12 protein-coding genes, 1 pseudogene and 1 riboswitch are annotated in these 13,504 nt (G+C 72.9%); of the genes and pseudogenes, 6 read left to right on the plus strand and 7 right to left on the minus strand.

Annotation, left to right across the window (positions count from 1 at the left end; genetic code table 11):
- Positions 1-5: 5 nt before the first annotated feature.
- Together MTP10_RS34380 and MTP10_RS34385 are read right to left on the minus strand one after the other, a co-directional pair.
- Complete coding sequence (locus MTP10_RS34380) at positions 6-626, minus strand: hypothetical protein (RefSeq protein WP_310714934.1); 621 nt, start codon at positions 624-626, stop codon at positions 6-8.
- Positions 627-636: 10 nt separating this feature from the next.
- Positions 637-2,025, minus strand: coding sequence for a selenium-binding protein SBP56-related protein (locus MTP10_RS34385; protein ID WP_310714936.1), 1,389 nt, complete (start codon positions 2,023-2,025; stop codon positions 637-639).
- Between the two features lie 235 nt (positions 2,026-2,260).
- On the opposite strand from MTP10_RS34385, the gene MTP10_RS34390 reads away from it, so the two are divergent.
- Entirely contained in the window at positions 2,261-2,740 is a 480-nt protein-coding gene (locus MTP10_RS34390; RefSeq protein WP_310714938.1) for a DUF1772 domain-containing protein, read from the plus strand.
- A 95-nt stretch (positions 2,741-2,835) separates the two neighbouring features.
- Here the strand turns inward: MTP10_RS34390 and MTP10_RS34395 are convergent, their stop codons facing one another.
- Both MTP10_RS34395 and MTP10_RS34400 read right to left on the minus strand, forming a co-directional pair.
- Entirely contained in the window at positions 2,836-4,005 is a 1,170-nt protein-coding gene (locus MTP10_RS34395) for a zinc-dependent alcohol dehydrogenase (protein WP_310714939.1), read from the minus strand.
- Positions 4,002-4,913, minus strand: coding sequence for an SRPBCC family protein (locus MTP10_RS34400; protein WP_310714941.1), 912 nt, complete (start codon positions 4,911-4,913; stop codon positions 4,002-4,004). The genes MTP10_RS34395 and MTP10_RS34400 overlap by 4 nt, the downstream gene beginning before the upstream one ends.
- Positions 4,914-5,088: 175 nt before the next feature.
- Here MTP10_RS34400 and MTP10_RS34405 point away from each other — a divergent pair, with 175 nt between their 5' ends.
- Positions 5,089-5,238, plus strand: a complete 150-nt coding sequence (locus MTP10_RS34405; RefSeq protein WP_310714943.1) for a hypothetical protein — start codon at positions 5,089-5,091, stop codon at positions 5,236-5,238.
- Between the two features lie 84 nt (positions 5,239-5,322).
- Positions 5,323-7,077, plus strand: coding sequence for an HAD-IIB family hydrolase (locus MTP10_RS34410; RefSeq protein WP_310714945.1), 1,755 nt, complete (start codon positions 5,323-5,325; stop codon positions 7,075-7,077).
- 19 nt (positions 7,078-7,096) lie between these two features.
- Here the strand turns inward: MTP10_RS34410 and MTP10_RS34415 are convergent, their stop codons facing one another.
- From MTP10_RS34415 to MTP10_RS34420, 3 genes and pseudogenes are all read right to left on the minus strand, one after another.
- Positions 7,097-7,312, minus strand: coding sequence for a hypothetical protein (locus MTP10_RS34415; protein ID WP_310714948.1), 216 nt, complete (start codon positions 7,310-7,312; stop codon positions 7,097-7,099).
- 106 nt (positions 7,313-7,418) lie between these two features.
- Positions 7,419-7,568: pseudogene (locus MTP10_RS42150) on the minus strand (substrate-binding domain-containing protein); the annotation flags it as partial.
- Between the two features lie 321 nt (positions 7,569-7,889).
- Positions 7,890-8,213, minus strand: a complete 324-nt coding sequence (locus tag MTP10_RS34420) for a multidrug efflux SMR transporter (RefSeq protein WP_310714951.1) — start codon at positions 8,211-8,213, stop codon at positions 7,890-7,892.
- A gap of 15 nt (positions 8,214-8,228) precedes the next feature.
- Positions 8,229-8,295, minus strand: a riboswitch (guanidine-III (ykkC-III) riboswitch).
- Positions 8,296-8,341: 46 nt separating this feature from the next.
- On the opposite strand from MTP10_RS34420, the gene fdh reads away from it, so the two are divergent.
- Genes fdh through nrfD form a run of 3 tightly spaced genes read left to right on the plus strand, consistent with a single transcriptional unit; the run spans position 8,342 to position 13,309 of the window.
- Positions 8,342-11,560 carry a formate dehydrogenase gene (gene fdh, locus MTP10_RS34425; protein WP_310714953.1) on the plus strand — a complete coding sequence of 1,073 codons (3,219 nt, stop codon included), beginning with the start codon at positions 8,342-8,344 and terminating at the stop codon, positions 11,558-11,560.
- Entirely contained in the window at positions 11,553-12,380 is an 828-nt protein-coding gene (locus MTP10_RS34430) for a 4Fe-4S dicluster domain-containing protein (protein WP_310714955.1), read from the plus strand. The genes fdh and MTP10_RS34430 overlap by 8 nt, the downstream gene beginning before the upstream one ends.
- Complete coding sequence (nrfD, locus tag MTP10_RS34435) at positions 12,377-13,309, plus strand: NrfD/PsrC family molybdoenzyme membrane anchor subunit (RefSeq protein WP_310714957.1); 933 nt, start codon at positions 12,377-12,379, stop codon at positions 13,307-13,309. The genes MTP10_RS34430 and nrfD overlap by 4 nt, the downstream gene beginning before the upstream one ends.
- Positions 13,310-13,504 lie beyond the last annotated feature (195 nt).

A 13,504-nucleotide genomic window follows, 5' to 3' on the forward strand; every position in this document is an offset into this window, starting at 1 on the left:
GCCGCTCAGGCGCGCAGCAGGGTGACGATGCCGGCGGCGACCAGCGCGGCGGCCCACATGCGGTCCACGTTGAACCACGCGCGGCGCAGGACGGCCAGCCCGGCCACCTCGTACACGAGCACCGCCACCACGCCGGCGACCGTGAACATCCCGAGCGTGTGCCACAGCGCCACCCCCAGGCCGCCGGCGACGGCGTGGCCCGCGTGACCGGCGCCGGCCGGGCCGCCCCCCTCGGCGGCCAGACCGGCGAACACGGGGACCAGCATCAGGCCGGCGCCGTGCGCCGACGACATGAGGAACGACCAGGCGGCGAGCTGCGGCAGGGACAGCCGCATCCCCACCCAGCGGAAGTGCCGCTTCGACAGCAGCCGCCACAGGCCGAAGGCGACCAGCGTCACGCCGCCGGCGACCGACAGCACCGTGGCGGTCGTGAGCGAGCCGGTCACGCCGACCACCACCGCGACCAGCGCGACGGAGGCCAGGTGACCGGCGGCGATCGCCGGCAGCGAGGCCAGCAGCATGTCCCTGCTGCGCTCCTGCAGGCCGCGGGCCACCGCGAACAGCCACCCCATGGCCGGGTTCAGGCCGTGGAAGGCGCCCAGCAGGAGAGCGGCGACGATGGTCATGGGCGGCCGGTCACGGGTAGCAGTAGGAGTCGGACGAGGCGTCGCCGCCCTGCAGCCGCACCTGGTGAGGGCGCAGGCCGCGGAAGGCGTCGCCGTGCGGCAGGAACCGCTCGTCGAAGGTGAACGAGTCGGTGTCGATCTTGGCCAGCCAGGCGCCGACGCCGTCGGGGTAGAACTGGTCGTCCCAGGAGCCGTACAGGGAGTTGGTCAGGTAGACGCGCCTGCCGTCCCTGCTGACCTCGACCATCTGGGGGCCGCCGCTCAGCGGGCCGTCGGCGGCCGGGTGCGACTCGCGCCGGACGATGCCGCCGATCCGCAGCGAGCCCAGCTCGACGGGCTTGAACGGGTCGCTCACGTCGTACTGCTTGAGCTCCCCGGTGCCCCAGCAGGAGACGTACAGGCGCTGGTCGTCCACCGACAGGTCGATGTCCGTGACCAGCGGCGGCACCGCGCCGAACGGCTTGAGCACGTCCGGCAGGTCCTTCTCGTCGGCGGGCTCGGCCGGGATGTCGATCACCTTGCGCGCCTGCCAGCGGCCGCCCTCCTGGAACCACGTCCACACCGAGGCCGACAGGTCCTCGACGCTGACGACGACGCCGGCGAAGCCGTACGTCCTGGTCGGGTCGTGTGCCGGGCGCAGCTCCAGCGTCATCTGGTACTGGTCGCCCAGGTCCACCTCCTGGAGGTGGCGGCGCTTGCGCAGGTCCCAGAAGTGCAGCCGGTGCCCGTACTTGCGGCCGAGGAGCAGCTCGCCCACCACCCCGTCCTCGATCATGGACGGCGTGCCCCACTCCGAGGTGACGAGCACGTCGTGGTTGATGTGCCACCAGAAGTCGTAGGAGAGGTACTGCGGGCCCCGGTCCACCTCCCAGCGGCCGAGCACCTCGAACGACTGGTGGTCGAGGATCGCGATCCCGCCCGGCCCGTCCTCGCCGTTCGCGCCGCCGAGCGCCGAGACGTAGAGGCCCTCGGGCCCGCAGTGGACGGTGTGCGGCCGCGAGTACCCGGCGCGCCGGGCCAGCTCCTCGGGCTCGATCACCTTGACGATCTCCGGGCTGATCCGGTCCTTGGTGTCGAGGATGTGGATGCGGGAGGAGCGCAGGCCCGGCACGACCAGGTAGCGGCGCTCGACGTGGGGGTGCGGGGCGTAGGGGCACAGGGCGCTGCTGCAGGCGTTCCAGCCGAAGTGGTGCAGCTCGTCACCCGTGTTGGGCAGATCGGTCCAACCGGCCACCTGACCGTAGCCGGGCGAGGACGGGTCGGTGTCGACGACGGCGATCGCGTCGGGCCGGGCCGCCCGGCGGTCGAACGCGGCTACGTAGGCCAGCCGCTCGGCCGGCGCGGCGGCGGCGTCGCGCGGCGAGGGGTAGAACGTGGGGTCCGGAGTCCAGGGTGCCATGACCCCATGATTCATGCATTACCTACCCGGTCAATAGACAAGTCGCCAAGACCTATGCCGCGTCAGTGCGAAATATTGCCCGATGCGGGCGTAACCCCGCCCCGGACGGCTCATGCCCTCCGGGCTACTCCCGGCGTGGTAGACCGGCCCCGGGCGCCTGCGCCCGGAGTCGTAGCCGCGGGAGCTTCGCCGGCGGGACGACCGCCCCGCCTTCCGTGGTGGACGATCACAGGCCATGGAAACCTCTCCCCGAGTCCGGTACGTCCAGGGGCTCGCGCTGCTGGCCACCGGGCTGCTCGCCGGCGCGTTCGGATACGGCGCGGCCAATGTCGTGCCCACGTTCGACGTGGTGCCGCTGGACGTGCGCCTGACCTTCCACACCGCGATGATGAAGGTCAACGAGCCGGTCATGCAGAGCGCGATGGCGCTGTCGATCCTGTCCTGTGTCGCGTCGGCGGTGCTGGCCCGCGGCGTGTCGCGGCGGCTGGCGGCCGCGGCCGGCGGGCTGACGCTGACCTCCCTGCTCGTGACGGTGTTCGGCAACGTCCCCCTGCACGCGTACTTCCGCACGTGGGCCGCCACGGGGGCTCCGGCCGGCCACGCGGAGATCCTGCGGCGCTGGGAGTTGTTCCACACCGTCCGCACCCTGACCGCGCTGGCCGCTTTCGCAGTGCTGATCGTCGCTGCCGTCGTCGTCCGGCCCGCCCACCGGTGAGGGCGGGTCGGTGCCGACGACGGCGATCGCGTCGGGCCGGGCCGCCCGGCGGTCGAACGCGGCTACGTAGGCCAGCCGCTCGGCCCCGCCAGGCCCTACGGCGTCAGGACGACCTTGTTGCACTCGTCCCGCTTGTTCTTGAACAGGTCGAACCCGCGCGGCGCCTCGCTCAGCGGCATCCGGTGCGAGATGACGAAGCTCGGGTCGATCTCCCCGTTGCGGATCCGGTCCAGGAGCGGGCGCATGTAGCGCTGCACGTGGCACTGGCCGGTGCGGATGGTCAGCGAGCGGTTCATCAGCGCGCCCATCGGGAACTTGTCCAGCAGCCCGCCGTAGACGCCGATGACCGACACCACCCCGCCGTTGCGGCAGGACAGGATCGCCTCCCGCAGCGCGTACGGCCGCTCGGTCTCCATCCTGGCGGCCTGCTTGGTGCGGTCGTAGGCGTACATGGCCGGGGTGGGGTGGTGCGCCTCCATGCCGACGGCGTCGATGCAGGCGTCCGGCCCGCGCCCGCCCGTCATGTCGCGCAGCGCCTCCAGCACGTCCACGCGCTCGTAGTCGAGCACCTCCGCTCCGGCGCGCTCGGCGTACCGCAGCCGGTACGGGAACCGGTCGATGCAGATCACCCGGTCCGCGCCGAGCAGGAATGCGCTGGCCACGGCGAACTGCCCGACCGGCCCCGCGCCCCAGACGGCGACCGTCTGGCCGGGCTTGATGTCGCACATCTCCGCGCCCATGTACCCGGTCGGCAGGATGTCCGACAGGAACAGCACCTTCTCGTCCGGCAGGTCGTCCTCGATCTTGATGGGCCCGACGTCCGCGAACGGCACGCGCGCGTACTCGGCCTGCCCGCCCGCGAAGCCGCCCAGCATGTGGGAGTAGCCGAAGATGCCCGCGGGCGAGTGGCCCATGAACTTCTCCGCCAGCCCGGCGTTGGGGTTGGAGTTCTCGCAGATGGAGTACAGACCCTCCTCGCAGGCGAAGCAGTTGCCGCAGGCGATCGGGAACGGCACGACCACCCGGTCGCCGGCGCGCAGGTTGTGCACCCCCGGGCCGACCTCCACCACCTCGCCCATGAACTCGTGGCCGAGGACGTCGCCCTTCTTCACGGTCGGGATGTAGCCGTCGACCAGGTGCAGGTCGGAGCCGCAGATGGCGGTCGAGGTGATGCGCACGATCGCGTCGCGGGAGTTGAGCAGCCGCGGCTCCGGAACGTCGTGCACCTCGACGGTGTTGCGGCCCATCCAGCAGTTCGCCTTCATGACCGTCCTCCCACGGGTTGTGCGGGGCGCTGCCTGAGCTGCCATAGCGCACGGGTTCCTTCGGGGCTGGCGTCCGAGCGGACGACCTCGCCGGTCTCCATGACTTGCTTGAAGCGGCGCAGGTCGTCGCGGACCTGCTGCTCCGGGTGCTCGCCGAGCAGCTTGGCGAACGCGGCGCCCAGGGCACGGCCGGGCACGGTGTACTCCATGGCGACGTCCACCACGGTGCCCCGCCCGCCCGGACCGTCGGTGAAGGCGACCCTGCCGCCGGTGGTCACGGTGGCGCCGCGCACCGAGCCCCAGGCGATGAGCTCGCCGGCCCGGTCGTCGATGATCTCGGCCTCCCACCGGAGGTCCGTCACCGGCCCCCTCGCCTTCCACAGGGAGCGGCCCTCGCCGACCTCCAGCACCGACTCCAGGTGGGCCATGAAGGTCGGCAGGTTCTCCAGGTCGCGCCAGAACCGGTACACCTCCTCGCGCGGCCGGTTGATCGTGATCGAGGCGTGCAGCCTCAGGGGGCCCCGGCCGGGACCCGCGCCGCGTACCGCGCACAGCAGGTCGAGGGCCGTGATGCCGGCGACCGCGGCGGTCGCGGCGGTCACGCGGCGCCGCCGCTCACCCGTGCGCCGGGCCAGCGCCGCGCCCAGCACGGCCAGGTCGATCGCGTCGCCGGCCACCCTGGTCCACGCCCACCGCGCCGGGGTACGGCCGCCCAGCAGCATGCCCGCGTGCAGGAGCTCCCGCCCGCCGACGAGTCTCGTGACGCCCTTGGCCGCCGGGGAGTCGTCGACGCCGGCCAGACGCGTGACGGCGTCGGTCGCCGCCAGTTGCGCCGTGCCCAGCGCCAGACTGACCCATCCCAGGGTCCGGGCGAATCTGTCGGTCGTCGTGCTCATGTGTGTCGTCACCGCCAGTCCATCTCCTTTCCGAACGGTCCCTCCCCGAACGGCGCCCGTGACTCGGGCCTTCTCCGGCCCGTACCCGGATGCCCAGGGGTGACACAGTGCGGGATGGATCGGGCCGAACGCCCGTGAGGCGGGACTGCTCAGAGGGCGTCAGCCGCGCAGGAGGGCGGCTCAGAGGGTGGCCCAGGAGGAGGGCGGGGTGCGCCGCGACATCACCCCGCAGGACGTGCTCGACCTGCTCAACGTGGCGATCTGCCGTCCCGGCGCCCGGCCTGACGACCCGCTCACGACCGTCCTGCTCGACGGGCTGAGGGCCACCCGTCCCTGAGACGGCGCGACCGGAGGCGGGAAGTTCACCCGGCCTTCACCCGGCGGTCCCGATGTCCCGGTCAGGCGGGGTAGGGGGGTGGGCATGCGCTACCACGCACTGGCCTGCGACTACGACGGGACCCTCGCCAGGAACGGCCGGGTCGAGCCGGAGACGGTCGAGGCGCTGGAGCGGCTCTCCCGGGCCGGGGTCAAGCTGCTCATGGTGACCGGGCGCGAGCTGGAGGACCTGCTGGAGGTCTTCCCGGACGCCGGGGTGTTCGACCTCGTGGTTGCCGAGAACGGCGGCCTGCTGTACGACCCCGCGCAGCGGCACGCCGAGCCGCTGGCCGACGCGCCGCCGCCCGAACTCGCCGAGCGGCTGCGCGCCGAGGGGGTCAGCCCGCTCGGCGTCGGACGGGTGCTGGTCGCCACGAGGACCCCGTACGACGTCCAGGTCCTCGCCGCGATCCGTGACCTGGGCCTGGAGCTACAGGTGATCTACAACAAGGGCGCGGTCATGGTGCTGCCCCCAGGAGTGAACAAGGCGAGCGGCCTGGCCGCCGCTGCCGAGCGCCTGGAGCTGTCGCCGCGCAGCGTCGTCGCGGTCGGCGACGCGGAGAACGACCACGCCTTCCTCACCGCCGCCGAGTGCGGGGCCGCCGTCGCCAACGCCCTGCCCTCGCTCAAGGACACCTGCGACGTGCGCCTGGCGGGCGAGGCCGGCGCCGGGGTGAGGGAGCTGGCCGGGCTGATGCTGTCGGGCGAGCTGGACGCCGTGGAGGTGCCCCGCAGGCACATCCTCCTCGGCGACGCCGACGCCGACGCCGATGACGGCGACAGCGGCGGTGAGGTGCGGCTGCCCCCGTACGGGGTGGGGATGATGGTGGCCGGCCCGTCCGGGAGCGGCAAGTCCACGGTGACCACGGCGCTGCTGGAGCGGCTGGTCGGCGCCGGCTACCAGTGCGTGATCGTCGACCCGGAGGGCGACTACGCCGACTACCCCGGCGTGATCGTCCTCGGCGACCCGGAGCGGGTGCCCGCCGTCGAGGAGGTGCTGCACGCGCTGCGGCTGCCGGATCACAGCGTCGTGGTCAACCTGATCGGGCTGCGGCTGCGGGACCGGCCCGCGTACTTCGCCGAGCTGCTGCCCCGCCTCGCCTCCCTGCGGGCCAGGCTCGGTCACCCGCACTGGGTCGTGGTCGACGAGGTTCACCACGTGATGCCCGCCGAGCTGAGGCACGTGCCGTTGCACGCGGCCGGGGACGTCGGCTCGCTGCTGATGATCACCGTTCATCCCGACGCGGTGAGCCCGGCCGCCCTGCGGCTCATGACCTCCGTCCTGGCCGTGGGCCGGGACCCCGCGGCCACGCTGGCGGCCTTCGCCACCGCCGCCGGGTACGACCCGCCGCGCGCGGGGTCGCCGCGGGACGGCGACCTCGCGCTGTGGCGGGTCGGCACGGAACGGGCGCGGCGCGTCACGCCGGCGCCCGGCGAGGTGGAGCGGACGCGGCACCGGCGCAAGTACGCGGCTGGCACCATGTCCAAGGACAAGAGCTTCTACTTCACCGGCCCCGAGGGACGGCTGCGGCTGCGGGCGCGCAACCTGCACACGTTCGTCGAGCTGGCCGAGGGCGTGGACGACGAGACGTGGCTGCACCACCTGCGGCGGGGCGACTACTCCACCTGGACCCGCGAGAGCCTGGGCGACGCGGACCTGGCGGAGGAGGTCGCGGAGGCGGAGCGGGACTGCCGTAAGGAGCCGGAGTCCGGGCGGCGGCGGATCGCCGGCCTCATCGCCGACCGCTACACGCTGCCCGCCGAGCCCACCGACTACGACCCCGACCACGACGACACCTGAGAACGACACGCCCAGGCGTTCAGACCATGGCGGCCAGGCGGGCCCGTACCCGGGCGATGACCTCCTGCGGCATCGGGGCGTAGCCGAGCAGCGACAGGTACGACTGGCCCGCGTTGCCCGCCGCGTACCGCAGGAAACTCCGGGTGAGCGGCGCCCCCCGCGCGCAGACGATCTCGTAGGTAATCAGCACGATCGGGTACGCCCCCCGCCTCCTGCCCGTGTAGTCGAGTGTCATCCAGGCCGCCGCCTCCGTCGTCGATCCGGGCGTTCCCCAGCCCCTGGGTCGCGCCGTCGGCCGCCGCCTGCTCCTGAGGGTTCATCACGCGGTCCGAGCCCGCGAACGCGGTGGCGCCCCCGATGAAGTCGCGCACCCCGGCGCCGGAGCCGTTGGCCCGGTAGTCGATCCTCGTGCCGGGATAGATCGCCTGGAAGTCCGCCCGCCAGGCGTCCATCGCCGTGAGCTGCGCCGTCGAGCCCGACGCGACGATCATGTCCGTACGGTCCGAGGCGGTCGCGGTCGCCGCGGGCAGGCTCCGCAGCACGTGAACCGTCAGCCCGGCGGCGGTGAGCAGCATGGACAGGAGCATCGCGGTCATCTTCGACACATATGCGAGGTTATGAAGGCGTCATGATCGAAGGGTGAACCCTCGTGCATGTCGATCGGAAAGAAAGCCCGGCACGTGGCCAAGACTTGGACAACATCCGGCTCGGGCGGCGCGGCGGGCGAGCGTGCCAGGGTGATCGCCGCGCCCCGCGCCCCGCACCGGACGACGCCGGCGGGGCTGGGGCCGACAGGGCTGGAGCCGGCGGGTTCAGTGGCCGGCGCCGGCCAGGTTGAGGCCGACGACGCCGCCGAGGATGAGGGCGATCGACACGATCTTGAGAAGGGACGCGTCCTCGCCGAGGGCGACCATGCCCAGGACGGCGGTGCCCACCGCGCCGATGCCCGTCCACACCGCGTAGGCCGTGCCGACCTCCAGGCTCTTCAGGGCGAACGCGAGCAGGGCGAAGCTGGCGACCGCGAAGACGCCGAAGCCGATGCTCGGCAGCAGCGACGAGAACCCGTCGCTGAGCTTGAGCGAGTAGGCCATGGCGACCTCGAACAGGCCGGCGGCGACGATCATGAACCAGGCCATGACGGCTCCTCTCTGGGAGCGTCGTCTTGTCAGGCCGGGTACGGCGCGTCTCGTCCGGGCGGGTCCCGCAACGGGCCCGCGTCCAGGGCAACGGCCGGCGGCCCGGCCGCATTCCCCATCCATGGCGGATGCCAGGAATAGATCGGGCTGAACCGGGCAGGACCCCGCTCGTGCCAGGTAGTGGGTGGTTCGCCCGCTGGCCGGTGATCCGGCAGCTCAGGGGCGAGGACGGGCGAGGCGGCGCCGCGCGCTCCGCCCGCACCGACGCGCTCCGGCCCCGCACCGAGGAGGCCGACAAGGTCGCCCGCTCCGTCTGCCCGTACTGCGCGGTCGGCTGCGGCCAGCTCGTCTACGTCAAGGACGGCCGGGTCACCCAGATCGAGGGCGACCCCGACTCGCCGATCTCGCGCGGGCGGCTGTGTCCGAAGGGCTCGGCCAGCAAGCAGCTCGTGACCCATCCTGGCCGTCAGACGCAGGTGCTCCACCGCAGGCCGTACGGCACGGAATGGGAGCGGCTCGACCTGGCGACCGCGATGGAGATGATCGCCGACCGGGTGGTGCGCACGCGGCGGGAGACGTGGCAGGAGACCCACGAGGGCAGGGTCGTGCGCCGCACGATGGGCATCGCCGGCCTGGGCGGGGCGACGCTCGACAACGAAGAGAACTACCTGATGAAGAAGCTCTACACCGCCCTCGGTGCCATCCAGGTGGAGAACCAGGCCCGTATTTGACACTCCGCCACCGTCCCCGGTCTGGGGACCAGCTTCGGGCGTGGCGGCGCGACCACCTTCCAGCAGGATCTGGCGAGGGCGGACTGCATCGTCATCCAGGGCTCCAACATGGCCGAATGCCACCCCGTGGGCTTCCAGTGGGTGATGGAGGCCAAGCAGCGGGGCGCCAGGGTCTTCCATGTGGACCCGCGCTTCACCCGCACCAGCGCGGTGGCCGACCGGCACCTGCCGATCCGCGCGGGCAGTGACATCGTCCTGCTCGGCGCGCTGATCAATCACGTGCTGGAGAACGGGCTCGACTTCCGCGACTACGTGCTGGCCTACACCAACGCCGCCACGATCGTGTCGGAGGACTTCCGCGACACCGAGGACCTCGACGGGCTGTTCTCCGGCTGGGACCCGGAGAGCGCCACGTACGACCCGAGCAGCTGGGCGTACGCGTCCACGGGCGAACGGGCGGCGGACGAGCACGCCGAGGGCGGCCCGCGGCATGCCGCCGCGGCGGGGGCCGAGACCTACGGCGCGGGCGGCGCCGGCGCGCATCCCAGCCCCAGAACCGACCCGACGCTGACCGACCCGCGCTGCGTCTACCAGATCCTCAGGCGGCACTTCGCCCGCTACACCCCGGAGCTGGTCGAGCGGCTGTGCGGCATCTCCCGGGACGGCTTCGCCGAGCTGGCCGAGGCCGTCACCGCCAACTCCGGCCGGGAGCGCACCACCGCCTGGGTCTACTCCGTCGGCTGGACCCAGCACACCGTCGGCGCGCAGTACATCCGCACCGCCTCGATCCTGCAGCTCCTCCTCGGCAACATGGGCCGGCCCGGCGGCGGCATCATGGCGCTGCGCGGCCACGCCAGCATCCAGGGCTCCACCGACATCCCGACGCTGTTCAACATCCTGCCCGGCTACCTCGCCATGCCCGACGCCCACCGGCACGACGACCTGAACCACTACCTGCGGAGCGAGGGCGGCGAGACCGGCTTCTGGGGCAACCGGCGCTCGTACCTGGTGAGCCTGCTCAAGGCGTGGTGGGGCGAGGCGGCGACCGAGGACGACGACTTCTGCTTCGAGTACCTGCCGCGCCTGACCGGCGACCACGGCCACTACACCACCGTGATGGGCCAGATCGACGGCACCGTCAAGGGCTACTTCGTGATCGGGGAGAACCCCGCCGTCGGCTCCTCCGGCGGCCGGGCGCAGCGCCTCGGCCTGGCCAACCTCGACTGGCTCGTGGTACGCGACCTGACCCTGGTGGAGACCGCCACGTTCTGGCGGGACGGCCCGGAGCTGGAGACCGGCGAGCTGCGCACCGAGGACATCGGCACCGAGGTGTTCTTCCTGCCCGCCGCGAGCCACGTGGAGAAGGAGGGCACCTTCACCAACACGCAGCGGCTGCTCCAGTGGCGCGAGAAGGCGCTCGACCCGCCCGGCGACTGCCGCAGCGACCTGTGGTTCTACTACCACCTCGGCAGGCTCGTCAGGCAGCGGATGACCGGCGACGAGATGGACCGTCCGGTACGTGAGCTGACCTGGGACTACCCCGAGCAGGGCGAGCACCGGGACCCCTCGGCCGAGGCCGTGCTCCGCGAGATCAACGGGGTGGGCCCCGACGGGCGGGCCCTGTCGTCGTCCACGGCGCTCAGGCCCGACGGGTCCACCGCCTGCGGGTGCTGGATCTACTGCGGCGTCTACGCCGACGAGGTCAACCAGGCCGCCCGCCGCCGCCCCGGCCGCGAGCAGAGCGTCGTGGCGCCCGAATGGGGCTGGGCGTGGCCGGCCAACCGGCGCATCCTCTACAACCGGGCCTCCGCCGACCCCGACGGCCGCCCGTGGAGCGAGCGCAAGGCGTACGTGTGGTGGGACGCCGAGCGGGGCGAGTGGACCGGCCACGACGTGCCCGACTGCGAGATCGGCAAGCCGCCCGGCTACGTGCCGCCGGAGGGCGCGCGGGCCCAGGCCGCGCTCGCCGGCACCGACCCGTTCATCATGCAGTCCGACGGCAAGGGCTGGCTGTACGTGCCGGCCGGGCTCGCCGATGGGCCGCTGCCCGCCCACTACGAGCCGCACGAGTCGCCGGTCCCCAATCCGCTGTACGGCCAGCGGGCCAACCCCGCCCGCCGCACGTACGACCGCCCCGAGAGCCCGTACAACGCGCCGGGGCCGGCCTTCCCGTACGTGCTGACCACGTACCGGCTGACCGAGCACCACACGGCGGGCGGCATGAGCCGGCCGCTGGCCTACCTCGCCGAGCTGCAGCCCGAGCTGTTCTGCGAGATCGACCCGCGGCTCGCGGCCCGCCTGCGGCTGGCCGACGGCGACTGGGCCACGATCGTGACCAGCCGGGCCGTCCTGGAGGCCAGGGTGCTGGTCACCGGGCGCATGAAGCCGCTGCGCGTCGAGGGCAGGGTGATCCACCAGGTCGGGCTGCCGTACCACTGGGGGTGGGGCGGCGGCGGCCTGGTCACCGGCGACGTCGTCAACGACCTGACGCCGCTGGTGCTCGACCCGAACGTCTACATCCAGGAGGGCAAGGCGATGACCTGCGACGTACGGCCGGGCCGGCGGCCGAGGGGCCGGGCGGCGCTCGACCTGCTGGAGACGTACCGCCATGGCTGAGCGGATGGGGTTCTTCACCGACACCAGCGTCTGCATCGGATGCAAGGCGTGCGAGGTGGCCTGCAAGGAGTGGAACCAGCTGCCCGACGACGGGTTCGTCTTCGAGGCCACCTCCTACGACAACACCGGCATGCTGGGCGCGAGCACGTGGCGGCACGTGGCGTTCATCGAGCAGTCGCGCCCGGTGGCCGTCCACGGCGACCAGGCCGGCGACGGCGACGGCGACGGCGTGGACCGGTGGCTGATGTCCTCCGACGTGTGCAAGCACTGCACGCACGCCGCCTGCCTGGACGTCTGCCCGACGGGGGCCCTGTTCCGGACCGAGTTCGACACGGTGGTCGTGCAGGCCGACATCTGCAACGGTTGCGGCTACTGCGTGCCCGCCTGCCCGTACGGGGTCATCGACCGGCGGGAGGACGACGGGCGCGCCTGGAAGTGCACGATGTGCTACGACCGGCAGCGCGGCGGCCTCGAACCGGCCTGCGCCAAGGCGTGCCCCACCGACTCGATCCAGTTCGGGCCCCTGGACGAGCTGCGGGAGCGCGCCGAGGAGCGGGTGACGCGGCTGCGCGCTGACGGCCACGAGGAGGCCCGCCTGTACGGCGAGAGCCCGTCCGACGGGGTGGGGGGAGCGGGGGCGTTCTTCCTGCTCCTGGACGAGCCCGAGGTGTACGGCCTGCCGCCGGACCCGGTGGTGACCACGCGTGACCTGCCGGCGATGTGGCGCTGGGCGGGCGCGGCGGCACTGTCGACGGCGGGCACGGTGGCCCTCGCCTTCCTGGGGTCGCGACGGGCCCTTCCCGGGCGCGGTGCCCGGTGAAGGGCGAGAAGGCCGTCGTGCCGGAGGCCGAGTTCCGCTCGTACTACGGCCGCCCGGTGATCAAGGCGCCCGTCTGGCACGAACCGCACATGCCGACATATCTCTATCTGGGCGGGATGTCTGGCGTGTCATCGTCGATGGCCGTCATGGCCCGGCTCACCGGCAACCCGCGCCTCGCCCGGACCGCTCGCGTCGCCGCGGCCGTGGGAGCGGCCACCGGCGCCGCCCTCCTCGCCGCCGAGCTGGGCAGACCCGAGCGGTTCCTCAACATGCTGCGCGTCTTCAAGCCCACCTCGCCGATGAGCGTCGGCTCGTGGATCCTGGCCGCCCAGGGCGCGCTGTCGGCCGCCGCCGCCACCTCCGACCTGACCGGCGTCCTGCCCGCCGCCGGGGACGCGGCGCTCCTGGCCACCGCGCTGACCGGCCCGCTGACCGCCACCTACACCGCCGTCCTGGTCGCCGACACCGCCGTGCCCGCCTGGCACGAGGCGTACCGGGAGCTGCCGTTCCTGTTCGCGGGCAGCGCGATGGCCGCCGCCGGGGGAGTCGCCATGCTGGCCACTCCGAGGGCCCAGGCCGGTCCGGCGAGGGCGGTGGCGGCGCTGGGCGCCGCCGTCGAGACGGCGGCGGGCACGGTCATGGAGCGGCGGCTCGGCATGGTGGGCCGCCCGTACCGGGAGGGTCGGGCGGGCCGCCTCATGGGGACCGCCCGGATGCTGACGGCTGGGGGAGGGCTGCTCGCGGCGGTCGCCGGGCGCAGCCGCGTGCTGACCGCGCTGTCCGGCCTCGCCCTCACGGCGGGCTCCCTGTGCACCCGCTTCGGCGTCCTGGAGGCGGGCCGCGCCTCGGCCGCCGACCCCGCGTACACGATCGTGCCCCAGCGCGAGCGCCTCGACGCCGTCCCCTCGTACTCCAGCATCACTTTGTGATCTTTGACGCCTGGGCCGTCGCTGGGAGGAGCGGGTCAAGATGCAGCGCCCGCAGGCGAAGCCGAGGACGAACGATCCCGGGACGAGCGGACGGCGGCTACGCCGGTCGCTCGGTGACCTGGGCCAGGCGAGTTCCTTGGCGTGGCCGTCCGATCGTCAAGCGCTCCGAGATGTCCGCGGCTTCGTGTTGCCCCG

The sequence above is a fragment of the Nonomuraea sp. 3-1Str genome (genome assembly GCF_031570565.1).
Classification (GTDB): domain Bacteria; phylum Actinomycetota; class Actinomycetes; order Streptosporangiales; family Streptosporangiaceae; genus Nonomuraea.